A 13,709-nucleotide genomic window follows, 5' to 3' on the forward strand; every position below is an offset into this window, starting at 1 on the left:
CAAATGCTCGTGTATTGGATAGTGCAATGGCACTCATCTAAACATTAAGAGTTTGTGAAAGTTTACCAATATGTCTTCCATTACGATCCCCCAAGGATGCCGGTATCGTCAAGCTTGGTCGATGCCGAAAGCGTTTTTTACCACTGGCCGAGTCGTCCGAGCGTTTTGCTATTCCGTGATCGCAGCGATATCGAGCGTTGATATCTGGTTCGCGGTTGCCAACAGCGAAATCAGTACGGTCGAGAAGAACCCCATTTGCATGGCGTTGATCAATCTGGATCCCAGCGGGTTCTCGTTCTTCATTGTCGGCAAAGCATTGGGAACGGTTTGCGTTCTGGCTTCGCTGATGTGGATGTTTCGCACTCGGTACCGACACGCCAAAACAGTCTTGGTGGCAATCACGCTCTTTCAGCTTGGCTTGTTGATGTACCTGACGCTTTCGGATCCGCTGACCTACAACTTGCCAAACTTCAGTTTGTTGTTCAGTGACGCACCCGAGTCGATTTGGCACATCACGGATGTTAACGGACGATACTAATTTGCGATTCTTTGGACAGGATGCCGTAGACGTCTTTTGCGTCTTTCTCGCTCAGTCCGATGCAGCCGCGATGTCCATGCGGAGTACCCGATGGCACCGCGTGGATGCACAGGCTGCCGGTGAGCCCGATCCAATAAGGCCCGTACCCATTTCCTGGCGACGACGGTGGATACTCTTTGCCTGCCGCATCTCTCCAGGTGAACCCGTTGGGTGACTTGATCATTACTTTGTGATTGCCCGCATCCGGTTTGCCGGAGATGCCTACAGCGACTGGAAAGCGACCGGCATACAGGTTCTTCACGAACAGCGTCAACATTTTTTCTTCCAGATCAACTTCCGCGTGGAACGGTCCGTTGACGATCTTCAGTTCCATGCCCGGGGTGACTTCGTTGGTGAGGCCGAATTGTGCGCGGTTGATGTTGTAGATCACTTCGCCTGGCACTTTAAACTGACGCGAGATCGATTCAAGGGTCTCGCCTCGTTTGACCAGATAGGGCTTTCGAACAAAGTGATGCTCGGTAGAGTAAATTACTTTTCCAGCGAGAGCGTCCAGCCAACCTTGCAGCTTCTGCTCTTGCGGACCCGTCAGTCCTTTGCGTCCGTAGTGCTTGGACAGCACGCCGAGAGCTTTGCGATATTCATCCGCCGCAATCAGTCGATCAACTTCGGTCCAAACACTTGCGATGGAAACCGGTACTGGATTGGTTGAAAGTTCCCGTTTGAAATCGGGCATCGAAAGAGAGCCAAGGGTGCCGTCCGCACTTTTTACCGTGTTGGCTTCTTCGTCTTTGGCCACTGCCGACGCTTGAGAGTTAAACGAATTGTCACTGGTAAGCGGAGAGTTTGTGGAAGCCGGTGGGTTGGTTTTGAATCCGTTGTCGTTCGAAGCAATCGCGTTGCGTGGATTGAAATCGTTGGTCTTCAGAGCGTCAATCAGTCCGTCATCCCGAGTCGTCGGCGCGGTGCTGACAGGTTGTCGCGTGGCGATCTCCGGAAGTAAAAGCTGGTTGCCCGGATTTGACTGGCTTTGAGAACCGGAAAATGAAGGAAGCGTTGGCGATTGTGGTTTGTTTGTCGAGGGCGACGCCGGTGAGCTGTTGGAAAACTGGTTCGTCGGCAGATTCAGGTTTGGCGTCTGGAGCTTTGGCAGTTCGGGAGTGGAAAGCGATGGCAAACTTCCGCCAGATCCGTTGCTCGCAAGGTTTGCATTGCCACCGGTCGAGATTTGCATCGGAGCGGTCTGGCTGTTGAGATCGTACGAGGGCATCGTCATCGATCCCTGTTGGGCGGTCGACAGACTGGAGTCGATCTTGATCAGATCATCCTGCACGGTTTCGGGCGCCGTGTTGTCGCTGGAAACAAAGTAGAGTCCGGAAGCGATGGCCAACAGTGTGACTGCGAATGCGGTACTTTTGAGCGATTGCACGTCGATTCTCCTTGAGCTAAACCGCTATGGAAATAGCGCAGCGGTCCCTTGGTATCGTTAAATTCCGCGGGAGATTAGCAGGATCAGAAACGCGAGCCCAGATCGAATTTGCAAGCACTTTCGTTTAACGGCAAGCCGAAGGCGACGGTGTTTCTGTATGACGCGCAGTCTGTGTTATTGAGCGCGTCGCGCACTATCGAACGCGGCACGTACCATCAAACACAGGCCGCACTATCGAACGCAGTCGCCTGCGGCTTGCCGTTAAACGATTGCAGTCAACGTATAGAAGGCAATGAACTTGCCAGCAGACGCTTAGTCTTTTGGGATGAACTCAACCAATCGGCCAGGAGAACCCATCGCGTTGTAGCCGCCGTCAACGTGCATGACTTCGCCCGAAATTCCGCCAGCCATTTCTGATAGCAGAAACGCGCCCGAATCGCCGACTTCCGATAGGGTAATGTTGCGGCACATCGGCGCCACGTGTTCGTACATCTTCATCATCGGACCGACGCCCGCGCCGACGCCGGAAATCGTCTTCACCGGTCCGGCACTCAACGCGTTAACGCGGACTCCGGCCGGACCCAGATCGTAAGCCATGTAGCGCATCGACGCTTCCAACGCCGCTTTGCAAATTCCCATCACGTTGTAGCCGGGAACGATTTTCTCGCCGCCGAAATAGCTCATGCACAATACCGAAGCGTTTTCGCTCAGGATCGATTTGGCTGCGTTGCAAACTGCGATCAGCGAGTAGGCGCTGATGTCCATCGCCATCTTGAAACCGTCGCGACTGGTTTCGATCGTGTCGCCATTGAGGTCGTTCGGATGCGCGAAAGCCATCGAGTGCAACAGGAAGTCAATCTTGCCGAACTTGTCCGCGGCAACTTTCATGATGGCTTCGATTTGCTCATCGCTTTGCACGTCCAGCGGCTCAAGGAAAGCTGGCTGGTAACCGTCGCCGAGCTTCTTCAAAGCTTTCTCAACACGGCCTTTGTTACGTTTCTTTTCATCGTCCTCACGGTCAGGTAGGTGGGAAAAACCGCACTCGCCGCCTTCGTCGATGATTCGTTTCGCAATTGCCCAGGCGATCGAGCGGTCGTTGGCGACGCCGAGAATCAAACCTTTTTTGCCTTCAAAGAAGCCCATCAAAATATCCTGAAATTGGTGATCATTAGTGCGGGTTCGCATCGGACACTAATCGCCGAAAGCGGACTGTGTTACTATAGCCGTTTCCCGAAAACCAACAATTGCACCGCCCCGACAGCTGTATGAACCCGTCCGCCAACACCCAGCGACTCGACCCCGGAGCCGGAACTTCCGGTGGCGAAAGCGCAAAACTACTGGCGGATTTGATTTACCTTTCGGCAGCCAACGATTCGTCCCGCAGCTTCCTTCAAGCCGCCAGCGGCGAACTCAATTCGTTTTCAAAATCCAAACAGACGGTTGTCGTCCAGGGCGTCAAAGGCCAGTGGCGAATTCTGGCCGCAACGGATGGAAAGCTCAAACCAGAAGCCCTGCCGGTGGAATTGCTCGCCGAAGTTCTCGATACCGAGCGATGTCAAAGCGGCGGTGGCTGGATCGCGTCACCGCTAAATCGTCCGATGGATTCCGGGCAACTGTTGGTGCAGCAAACGGACAAGACGGACGAAATCGCGTTCGACGTTCTCGCCGCGGCGTTGGGTGTCGGGCTCAAAGCGTACCGTGTCCGTTCGGGAGCCAACAAACGGGTCCAACAGCTGGAAGCACTTTTGCAGATGACTGCCGGCTGGAATCAGTCGCGCGAAACGGATGCGTTGCTGATTGAAATCGCAGAAGCCTCGACGCGGCTGGTCGGTGCCGAACGAGCCACAATCTTCTTGCCCAACTCGAACAATACAGAACTGATCGGCAAGCCAGCGCTCGGCGTGGAAGACGGGACGTTGCGAATTCCGATCAACGCCGGCGTCGTGGGCCAGGTGATGTCGACGGGCGAACCGGCGCGGGTCGATGAGGATATTTCCAGCGAGCAAAAACAGATCGACCGCAGCGTTGACGAACAGCTGGGCTTTCAAACGCGAACGTTGCTGTGCGTTCCAATGAAGAACGCCGAAGGCAAAACGATTGGCGCTTTTGAGTTGATCAACCGCAACGAAGGCAACTTCACCGACCGCGACCAGGCGGCGCTGGAAGAGTTGGCATCGCATGCCACGATTGCGATCGACACGACACAACACGTCGAGCACCTGGAAACGGTCCGACGGACGGTCGCTACCCAAGCCGCCGACGAAGTGAATTTGATCGGCGAGTCGGAAGGGATCAAGAAACTGAAGTCGACGGTTGAGCGGGTTGCCGATACCGAGTTGGCGATTCTGATCACGGGCGAAAACGGCACGGGTAAGGAAGTCGTCGCCCAGATGATTCATTATCTTAGCGGCCGCCGCGACGAAGTTTTGGTCGCAGTGAATTGTGCGGCGATCAGCGAAACGTTGCTCGAAAGCGAGCTCTTCGGTCACGAGAAAGGTGCCTTCACCGATGCGCATCAGGCACGAGAAGGGAAGTTCGAACTGGCCAACGGCGGGACGCTTTTCCTTGACGAAATCGGCGACATGAGCCTCGGCGGGCAAGCAAAACTGCTTCGCGTTCTGGAGGAGAAAGTCGTCGTTCGCGTTGGTGGCAGCGTGCCGATCCCGACCACGGCTCGTGTCGTTGCGGCGACGAATCAGGATTTGGCGGCGCTCGTTGGCGAGAAGAAGTTTCGCGAGGATTTGTTCTTTCGGCTTAACGTGGTGATGATCGAGATTCCTCCGCTGCGCGAGCGTGGGGACGATGTGATTCTGCTGGCCGAACATTTTCTGTCGAACTTTTGCGCCAAAGCTCGTCGCGAAACGCCAAAGATCAGTGCTGCGGCGCGAAACAGGTTGCTGACGCATCGCTGGCCTGGCAACGTCCGTGAACTACGCAACATGATGGAGCGACTTGCGTATCTTTCCGAAGGCGATCAGATTCGTCCCGACGATTTGGCGTTCGTGAATGCTCCGCAAAAGGAAAACGCGGACTCCGGCATCGCGATGGATTTGCCGCTGACCGACGCGACGAAGGAGTTTCAGATCGACTACATTCAGCGACACATCGATCATTGTGGTGGCAACGTGACCGAAGCCGCACAGCGGATGGGCCTGCATCGCAGTAACCTTTATCGCAAGATGAAGCAGCTGGGCATGAGCGACGATTAAATTCGTGGCATGGTGGCGTGCTTGATCGAGCAGGACGTTCTTCGTAGCGGCCGCGATTCGTTGTTAAACAGTACCCAACCGAACGCCTGATTCGTATACTTTCCAAAACACAAATTCCTTTAAAGCGATCGTTATGCCACTGCCCTCCCCTCTCTCCGATTTGGTTTCCTACTGCGAAAAGCTGTGCGTGAAAGAATGCTGCGGCATCGAAGCTTTCGATTTCTCTCCGGTGCATATCGCTTCCTGGCTGCATCAATCTCGCGGCGAACCGACAGACAAAACGGTTGGGTTGCTCAACGATCAGCTGGAAGATCTTCGCATTCGTTTCGGAACGGGATCATCTGAGGAAGGTTACGAATCAGACGAAAACGAAATGAACCAGTTCTTTTCGACGGCTCAAGTCGATCAGTTGGCGGATCAGATCGAGACGAATCTGAAGCACGCTTTGGAGTTGAATCAGCAGAGCAATCTGGTGGAGTGGAAACCGGAAGGGACGCCTTCGACGACTTCCCATCAGCCAGAACTTGGCAACGATTTCGTCCGGGCTCTGTCATGGCGATACGCGACCAAGAAGTTTGATGCGACGAAAGCTGTGAGTGCTGAGGACATCGAGACGATTCTGAGTGCGACGAATCTGTCGGCTTCTTCTTACGGTCTGCAGCCCTATCAGTTTTTGCTGATACAGGACAAATCGCTTCAGGAGAAACTGGTCGATGCATCCTACGGCCAGAATCAGGTTGCGGACGCGTCAGCTGTTTTGGTGTTTGTGATTCGCACCGACATCGACGCGGACTACATCAAACAGAGCGCGGCGGAAACGGAAGCGGCCCGCGGCCTTGAGCCAGGGCAACTCGATGGCTACGCGAGGCAAATGATTGGTTCGATCATGAGCTTTGATGACAACGACCGAAAATCATGGGCGACCAAGCAGGCTTACATTGCGTTGGGAACCGCGATGGCAGCCTGTGCGATGCTGGGCATTGACGCCTGTCCGATGGAAGGGTTCCAGCCGGCGAAGTACGACGAAATTCTTGGCCTCGAATCGAAGAATCTGCATTCCGTTCTTGTGCTGCCAATCGGCTATCGTGCCGAAGATGACATCAACAGCAAGTACGCCAAAGTCCGCAAACCGTTGGGTGAAATGGTTGTTCGCGTCGGCTGATTTCTATCCACGAATCACACCAATCTTCACGAATGTCATGCAACTATTTGACAATGCGCTCCCATTCGAGATCGGGATGTGAGCCAAAATTGATTAGTATCCCGAGTCGAAAACCGGTGGCTTTCAGGTAATTGAGAAGTTGAGCACGGTGATTGTCGTTCAAGTGTTCAACGGCCTTGATTTCTACAACGATTTCTTCAAAACAAATGAAGTCGGGTATGTATTTTTGTTTTAATTCCTGGCCGCGATAAGTCAGTTTGAGCTCTTGTTGGCTGTTAGCAGGGAGCCCCAGAAAAGCGAATTCAATTTCAAGGCACTCTTGATAAACGGGTTCGAAAAATCCACAGCCTTTGTCGTTGTAAACCGCAAACGCCCCACCAACAATTTTGTAGCATTCATCTTTAAATATGATCTCTTTCATCCGCTTGTCATTCGTGAAGATTGGTGTGATTCGTGGACAAAAACGAGCATGTTGTAGCCTGCCCTAAACCTGTGAGCCAGCGGCAAAAACAAGCATGTCCTATCCGAACTGAATTCCTTGAGCCAACGGCAAATCCTCCGACCAGTTGATCGTGTTTGTCTGACGACGCATGTAAACCTTCCAGGAATCACTCCCCGATTCACGTCCTCCACCCGTTTCCTTTTCGCCCCCGAAAGCTCCGCCGATTTCGGCGCCGCTGGTGCCGATGTTGACGTTCGCGATGCCGCAGTCGGATCCCGTCGCGGATAAAAATCTCTCCGCGGTCAGTAGATTGGTGGTGAAGATGGAACTGGAAAGCCCCTGCGGAACGGAGTTCTGAATTTGAATCGCGTGGCCGATGTTTTGATACGGAATCACGTAAAGAATCGGCGCAAAAGTCTCCTCGATCACCTGATCCGTTTGCACCGGCATGCGAATGATCGTCGGCTGCACAAAATTGCCCTGCCCCTCGATCGTGTCGCCGCCGCAAACAAGACTTCCGCCCTCGGAAATGGCTTGCTCGATTACGCCGGTCATTTTTTCAACTGACTCCGGTGTGATAAGCGGACCCATCAGCGTCGAAGAAGCAAGCGGATCGCCGATTGAAACCTGAGCATACGCTTTCTTCAATCGTTCAATCACCTCATCGATGCAGCTTTCATGCACCAGCAACCGGCGCGTGGAAGTGCAGCGTTGTCCTGCCGTTCCAACAGCGCCAAACACGATGCCACGGATCGCAAGATCAAGGTTCGCGTCGGGCTCCACAATAATCGCGTTGTTACCGCCGAGTTCCAACAGCGTTTTGCCGAATCGCCCCGCGACGCGCGACGCCACCATCCGTCCGACTTTTGAAGAGCCCGTGAAACTGATCAAAGGCAATCGCTCGTCGTCCAGAATTCGGCCGCCCACAGTTTCGTTGTCACCGATCGTCAAGCTGAACAGACCCGACACGCCATGATCTGCCGTGACGCGATTGCAAATATGCTGAGTCGCGACGGCCGTCAGCGGAGTCAACGGCGAGGGCTTCCAAACCATCGTGTCACCGCAAACTGCAGCCAGCGCCGCGTTCCAGGACCAAACCGCGACGGGAAAATTGAAAGCCGAAATGATGCCGACCGGCCCCAGCGGATGCCACTGTTCGTACATCCGATGCCCGGGCCTTTCGGAGTGCATTGTCGATCCGCAAAGCTGCCGCGAAAGTCCGACTGCGAAATCGCAGATGTCGATCATCTCCTGAACTTCACCAATCCCTTCGGCTCGGATCTTTCCCATCTCCAACGACACCAATTCGCCCAACGGTTCGAGATTTTCGCGAAGTGCATTGCCAAGATCACGAATCAGGGCTCCGCGTTTCGGTGCCGGAACCGATCGCCACGTTTTGAAGGACTCGGCCGTTTCATCGATGACACGATCGTAGGTCGCTGTCGAGCACAGTTGAACCTGAGCAATCGTTTCGCCGGTCGAAGGGTTGATCGAATCCAGCAGCTCCGCGGTTGAATCCTCAATCCAGCCATCGTGACCGAAGCAGGCTCCAGCGTTGACGGTTTCGATGTTGAGCTTGGTTAGAAGTGGATTCATTTCGGTTGCCTATAAAAGTATGTCGTATCGCCTTCAACAGAAGCAGCGAAAGCAGCGCTTTGAACGCGGAGTTTAGTTCGAGTGAAACGTGCGGCTATTCTTGAATCGGGACTTCGGTCCAGACACCCAATTCGTTGCCGCTTGGATCGAGGAAGTGAAATCGTCGCCCGCCAGGAAAGTCGATCGGAGCCATCGAAATCTCCCCGCCGCATTCGACAACCGTCTTTTCGCTTTGCACCAGATCGTCGGAGTAGATGATCACCAGAGCTCCCTGATTGGAAGGTCCACGTTCTTCCGTCGCCAACGCAAATCCGCCGTGCACGCCCGATTCCTGGATCTCAACGTAGGCATCGCCCCAGTCTTTAAATTTCCATCCAAAAGCGGCGCCGTAGAAATCTTTCATCGCGGCCAAGTCGGTTGCGGGGAATTCGAGGTAGTGAAATTTGTGATGGTTGCTCATGAGTTTTGCTCGTCGATTGGTTCAGTAGAATTGTGGCACGGTGGTCTCCACCGTGTGCTTTATTTCTACGGTGGAGACCACCGTGCCACGTATGTTTTAGTTGTCCGGTTGGTAGAACTGAGGCGCGACAAACGGAGCCAGTCCATAGGCCACCGCCATTTCGAATTTATCCTGCCGCATCACCAATCCAGCCGTCAACGCGCCCGATGCTCCGCCTTTTTTCGCCGTTCCGGTGACCTTTAAAACGTCGTCCATCACGGGCCCAAGTTCCTCACCCGCCAAAATTCGATCGGCCAGCATCTTCGGCAGCGGGATCTTCGAAGTGCACGAAACGCTCTCGGTTCCGTCGCGGTGAATGATCACCACCCAGCCCAACAACATCAAGCCGGTGGCTTCCAGATTCACGCCTCCTTCGAGCCCGACTCCGAAGTCCGAATCGTTCGCTTCCCGAGCCAGTTTCGCTCGGTTCCGAGCACCCGCCAGGCACTCTTCGTCGCTCATCGGCATCTCGGAAACGCCGGTATCGACTTCCGCGCCGACGACCGAAGCATCGGGCCATTGCCGAACAAACGCACCGCGGACGGCATTGATTTTGACGGGATTGAGCGAACCAACCGCGACGGAAACGGATTCAGACATTGGATTTACTTGGAAATGAGAGTCATCGAGCCACACATCCTAGCAATTTTGGTGGCGTCGTTATGCCGCAGCAATTTGAGCGGTTACGTTCGAGCCAGTCTGCACCAATCCATATTTGAAAACCGCCATGAAACGCCAATTGCCTATTCTGATCGTTGCCATTTCATTTCTGACGGCTCAAGCCGCATTCGCGCAGAGCAGCGCCGACGATTGGACTCAGTGGAGAGGCCAAAATCGCGACGGCATCGCGGAAGTCCTCTGGCCCGACACGCTTTCCGTTGACAAGCTGGTCGAAGAGCGGTCAATCGCGCTGCAACCTGGATACAGCGGTCCGATCGTGGTCGGCGACACGGTCTTTGTTACCGAAACGCAAGATAAGAAGAACGAAGTCGTCAAAGCGATTCGCATTTCCGATGGCAGCGAACTTTGGAGCGCCAGTTGGGAGGGTTCGATGCGAGTCCCTTTCTTCGCGTCCGCCAACGGAAGCTGGATTCGCGCGACCCCAGCCTGGGACGAAGGACGACTTTACGTCGCCGGCATGAAAGACGTGCTGGTTTGTCTCGATGCGGAAACCGGCAAGCAGATCTGGAAGCGTGACTTCCCAGCGGATTCGGGCACGAAGGTTCCGGACTTTGGTTTCGTGTCTTCGCCGCTGATCGATGGCGAATATGTTTACGTGCAAGCTGGCGGTTGCTTTCAAAAACTGAACAAGAAAACAGGCGACACGGTCTGGAAATCGCTCGACGACGGCGGCGGAATGAACGGCAGTGCATTTTCCTCACCAAGCATCGCAACTTTCGCTGGCAAGCGTCAGGCTGTTGTGCTGACACGAACCACGCTCAATGGCGTCGACCTCGAGTCCGGACAAAAACTCTGGTCGCAGGAAATTCCGGCTTTCCGTGGAATGAATATCGTGACGCCGACTGTGTTCGAAGACGGAATCTTCCTATCGACTTATGGTGGCACTTCGCAGTTCTTCGAGGTGTCTCAAAGCGGCGGAGTTTTTCAGCTGACCGAAAAATGGAAAGCTGCGATGCAGGGCTACATGACGACTCCGGTTGTCGTCGATGGGCATGCGTATTTGCGTTTGAGGAACCAGCGTTTTGTCTGCTTCGATTTGAAAACTGGCGAAGTCAAATGGCGCACAAAGCCTTACGGAAAGTATGCCAGTTTGATTGCGGCCGGCGACCGGATTATGGCGCTCGACGAACGAGGCGACTTGATCTTGTTCCGTGCGAATCCTGAAAAGTTCGAAGTCGTTGACCAACGGAAAGTCGCAGACGATAGCTGGGCTCATCTCGCCGCGACCTCGGACCGCTTGTTCGTGCGAGATTTGAACGCGTTGAAAATTTTCCGCTGGAAGAAGACGTCTGGCGAAGTGTCGTTGAAGTAAGGTGGCATAGGCTTCCAGCCTGTGAATGCATGGGCGGAGCGTCTATTTATTGTTCCACGTTTTACGGTTTGGTGTTTCTCGCCTTAAGTCTTCACTTACTTCACCTCTTAAATCGCGTCCACAGGCTGGAAGCCTATGCCACCTGTTGGCTACTTCTCGCCTAGCGTCCAGGCTTTCATTTCTTTGTCATTGCGTACGATGATCTGACCATCGACAAATGCGGGATGCGACCAGCAAACCCCGCCGCGTTGACGAAGTTGTCCGCGGGTCGGATCGATGATCTTGTACCGTGAAAGCTCTTCAAAGCCATCCGGTGTCAGTTTGCCAAGCATGATTTCGCCGCGTTCGTTGAACATCCAGATCGTGTCGCCTTCGGATCCGTTTCGCACAAAGTGAATCGTGCTCCAGCGAGCTTTCGGCACCGCGTCGAGGTTCTCCCAAATCCGCTCGCCCGTCTTCGCGTCCAGGCAACGCAGCTGACCATAGCTGTCGACGCCGTAGATGTAATCGCCCAGCCAAATCGGCGTGCTGATGATTGACTGTAGTGACTTCGTCATTTTTTCGTTCGGACCAACCGCCGACCAGACTTTGGAAACGCTGTCGCCATCGTCGCCAACCTCCAACACCAGCGAGCCATCATAAAACGACGTTACGAAGATTTGATTGTCCTTGATCACCGGCGTCGCGACACCGATCGGCATGTTCTTGGGAGTGAACTCGTAGCGCCAACGGATCTCGCCGGTTTCCGGTTTCAAACTGGCCACCGAGTCGCCAGTCCAGCAAATGATCGACGAACTCATGGCGTGCTTCATCACGACCGGCGCCGAATACTGAGCCCGATCTTCGAGCGAACGCCACGCTTCCTTGCCGGTTTCGCGATCGATCGCCACGACGCAGGCTCCATCGCTTCCACCGACGTGAAAGATCACATTGCTGCCCACGATCAGCGGACTGGCAGAAATACCCCAGATCGGCATTCGCTTGTTGGCGACGATCTTGTAGTCCTTGTTAAAGTCGACTGTCCAAATCACGTTTCCGTTCACGGCGTCGAAACAGAAAGCATGCCCCATCGATCCGACCGAGTACGCTTTGCCGTCTTCCACGATGACCGAAGCCCGCGGTCCGGCGGGATAGCCGATGCCTTGGTAGGTCGCGTCGTATTGGTGCGTCCAAACGTTTTTTCCAGTCGCCAAATCGAAACAGTGAACGCGTTCGATCTGTTTCGGATCGGTAACGCGATCCATCACGTAGACTTTGCCATCAACAACGGTCGGGCCAGAATAGCCGCCAGCGATTTCAGCAGTCCAATCGTGCTTGGGTCCGTCGGCAGACGGTTTGATCGGAGTCGCGAGAACTCCGTCGCGATCAACGCCTCGCCACTGAGGCCAGTCTTGTGCGTTGGCGTCCAGAATCGCCGACGTTGCGAGGGCGATGAACAAGAGAGAAGCGGCTGCGAATTTTTGGCAAGGCATTGAGGCACCAAAGGATGAATGGGGACGGCCAAATCGTAGCAGCATTGGGTGCGGATTCATAACAGCGAGGCCAACGAGGGCAAAGACTTGCTTGCCAGAGACTCACTCACTCGCTGGCGCATCGAGCTTGTATTTTCATTTCACGCAACGCCCGGCTTACGACAAAATCGATTCTGCCATCAAGATCGCCACACAACTCGGAGCGTGAGTGATCTCACCGTTTGCAACCATCTTCGCGGCGTCCGCGAGCGGAATGACCACGTGTTCAATCTGCTCGGTTCCTTCCGGGTTGGTGGCGACTTCCGAGAGTCCGGTTGCCAAATAGAGTCGCGTTGGCGATTCCATGATCGTGGTAAAGGGATCGACGGTGGTAAGAAACTTCCAGGATTCGGCTTCCAGTCCAAGTTCTTCCTGAAGCTCGCGCTGCGCCGTCAAGTCCGCGTCTTCGTCAGGCTCGACTCCACCTGAAACCGCTTCGACCGAATCGCGACCCACCGCGTAGTGAAACTCTTTGGTCAGATGCACGTTGCGATCTTCGTCGACCGCGACCACACATACGCCGGGCTTGATTTTGACGACCACGTGTTGGCCGTCGTTGCCATCGGGCCGAATGACCTGATCGAGAGTCAATTCCACAAACGGATCGCGATAAATTTGCTCGGTGCTTTTGATGGTCCAGGGACCGTGCGGGGTAGGCATGTGGGATCAATAAAATGAAGCGTCAGGAAGGGCGAACTTCAATCATAACCCCAACCGCACGCGAGATGCGACTGGTCGATTGTTCACGCTTTCGTTTATAATTTGGAATCATTTGAAAAAATCATCAGGAAGGATTCATGCCCAACCCATTCCATATCGCGTTTCCGGTAGACGACCTCGCAGCAGCCCGTGAATTCTACGGCGGACTTCTCGCCTGCCCGGAGGGTCGAAGTAGCGACACATGGATCGATTTTGACCTCTATGGTCACCAGATCGTTGCTCACTACAAAGCGCCGGTTGAATCTGCAGACGATGCCGCGCATTCCAACGCGGTCGACGGACACGATGTTCCAGTACCCCATTTCGGCGTGGTGCTTGACTGGGATCAATGGCAGCAACTTGCCGAACGACTCAAGGCCAACAAAGTCGAATTCGTAATCGAACCCTATGTTCGTTTTGAAGGCGAAACCGGAGAGCAAGCCACGATGTTCTTTCTCGATCCGGCAGGAAATGCTTTGGAGTTCAAAGCGTTCAAAGACATGTCGCAACTGTTTGCGAAGTAGCAGCACTCACGAATCGCGATCCGAGACGTGAGTGTGTTCGGCGGGTCAATCTATCGCCAGGATAGCTTGAGAATTGGACGACCGTTTCGCCGAAGTTTGAGCCAGCCACG

General features: G+C 54.4%; 13 protein-coding genes. 5 read left to right on the plus strand and 8 right to left on the minus strand.

All coding sequences use genetic code 11. The annotated features are described in order from the left end of the window. Nucleotides 1-121 precede the first annotated feature (121 nt). Complete coding sequence (locus MFFC18_RS00180; RefSeq protein WP_075085737.1) at nt 122-538, plus strand: hypothetical protein; 417 nt, start codon at nt 122-124, stop codon at nt 536-538. Here the strand turns inward: MFFC18_RS00180 and MFFC18_RS00185 are convergent. After that, the gene (locus tag MFFC18_RS00185; protein WP_075085736.1) at nt 522-1,964 is read right to left on the minus strand and encodes a L,D-transpeptidase family protein; all 1,443 of its coding nucleotides are present in this window, start codon (nt 1,962-1,964) and stop codon (nt 522-524) included. The two genes, MFFC18_RS00180 and MFFC18_RS00185, sit on opposite strands and share 17 nt — an antisense overlap. A 312-nt stretch (nt 1,965-2,276) precedes the next feature. Beyond that, a complete protein-coding gene (locus tag MFFC18_RS00190) occupies nt 2,277-3,107 on the minus strand; it encodes an enoyl-ACP reductase FabI (RefSeq protein ID WP_075085735.1) in 831 nt (276 codons plus the stop codon). A gap of 122 nt (nt 3,108-3,229) precedes the next feature. On the opposite strand from MFFC18_RS00190, the gene MFFC18_RS00195 reads away from it, so the two are divergent. Together MFFC18_RS00195 and MFFC18_RS00200 are read left to right on the plus strand one after the other, a co-directional pair. After that, a complete protein-coding gene (locus MFFC18_RS00195) occupies nt 3,230-5,173 on the plus strand; it encodes a sigma-54 interaction domain-containing protein (protein ID WP_075085734.1) in 1,944 nt (647 codons plus the stop codon). 133 nt (nt 5,174-5,306) lie between these two features. Then, the gene (locus MFFC18_RS00200; RefSeq protein WP_084417310.1) at nt 5,307-6,335 is read left to right on the plus strand and encodes a DUF6331 family protein; all 1,029 of its coding nucleotides are present in this window, start codon (nt 5,307-5,309) and stop codon (nt 6,333-6,335) included. Between the two features lie 43 nt (nt 6,336-6,378). Here MFFC18_RS00200 and MFFC18_RS00205 read toward each other — a convergent pair whose 3' ends face one another. The 4 genes from MFFC18_RS00205 to yjjX all read right to left on the minus strand — a co-directional run bounded on the left by MFFC18_RS00205 (nt 6,379) and on the right by yjjX (nt 9,472). After that, nucleotides 6,379-6,756 carry a GxxExxY protein gene (locus MFFC18_RS00205; protein ID WP_075085733.1) on the minus strand — a complete coding sequence of 126 codons (378 nt, stop codon included), beginning with the start codon at nt 6,754-6,756 and terminating at the stop codon, nt 6,379-6,381. Between the two features lie 99 nt (nt 6,757-6,855). After that, the gene (amaB, locus tag MFFC18_RS00210) at nt 6,856-8,373 is read right to left on the minus strand and encodes an L-piperidine-6-carboxylate dehydrogenase (RefSeq protein WP_075085732.1); all 1,518 of its coding nucleotides are present in this window, start codon (nt 8,371-8,373) and stop codon (nt 6,856-6,858) included. A 94-nt stretch (nt 8,374-8,467) separates the two neighbouring features. Further along, complete coding sequence (locus tag MFFC18_RS00215) at nt 8,468-8,833, minus strand: VOC family protein (protein WP_075085731.1); 366 nt, start codon at nt 8,831-8,833, stop codon at nt 8,468-8,470. A 96-nt stretch (nt 8,834-8,929) separates the two neighbouring features. Next, the gene (yjjX, locus tag MFFC18_RS00220; RefSeq protein WP_075085730.1) at nt 8,930-9,472 is read right to left on the minus strand and encodes an inosine/xanthosine triphosphatase; all 543 of its coding nucleotides are present in this window, start codon (nt 9,470-9,472) and stop codon (nt 8,930-8,932) included. A gap of 127 nt (nt 9,473-9,599) precedes the next feature. On the opposite strand from yjjX, the gene MFFC18_RS00225 reads away from it, so the two are divergent. Further along, the gene (locus MFFC18_RS00225) at nt 9,600-10,865 is read left to right on the plus strand and encodes a PQQ-binding-like beta-propeller repeat protein (protein ID WP_075085729.1); all 1,266 of its coding nucleotides are present in this window, start codon (nt 9,600-9,602) and stop codon (nt 10,863-10,865) included. Nucleotides 10,866-11,014: 149 nt separating this feature from the next. Here the strand turns inward: MFFC18_RS00225 and MFFC18_RS00230 are convergent, their stop codons facing one another. Both MFFC18_RS00230 and MFFC18_RS00235 read right to left on the minus strand, forming a co-directional pair. Further along, nucleotides 11,015-12,337, minus strand: coding sequence for an outer membrane protein assembly factor BamB family protein (locus tag MFFC18_RS00230; RefSeq protein ID WP_075085728.1), 1,323 nt, complete (start codon nt 12,335-12,337; stop codon nt 11,015-11,017). Between the two features lie 156 nt (nt 12,338-12,493). Continuing rightward, on the minus strand, nt 12,494-13,036 hold the full coding sequence (locus MFFC18_RS00235) for an NUDIX domain-containing protein (RefSeq protein WP_075085727.1): 543 nt from the start codon (nt 13,034-13,036) through the stop codon (nt 12,494-12,496). Between the two features lie 137 nt (nt 13,037-13,173). Between MFFC18_RS00235 and MFFC18_RS00240 the strand changes: the two genes are divergently transcribed. Then, complete coding sequence (locus tag MFFC18_RS00240) at nt 13,174-13,599, plus strand: VOC family protein (protein WP_075085726.1); 426 nt, start codon at nt 13,174-13,176, stop codon at nt 13,597-13,599. Nucleotides 13,600-13,709 lie beyond the last annotated feature (110 nt).

It is taken from the genome of Mariniblastus fucicola (genome assembly GCF_008087665.1).
Taxonomy (GTDB): Bacteria; Planctomycetota; Planctomycetia; order Pirellulales; family Pirellulaceae; genus Mariniblastus; species Mariniblastus fucicola.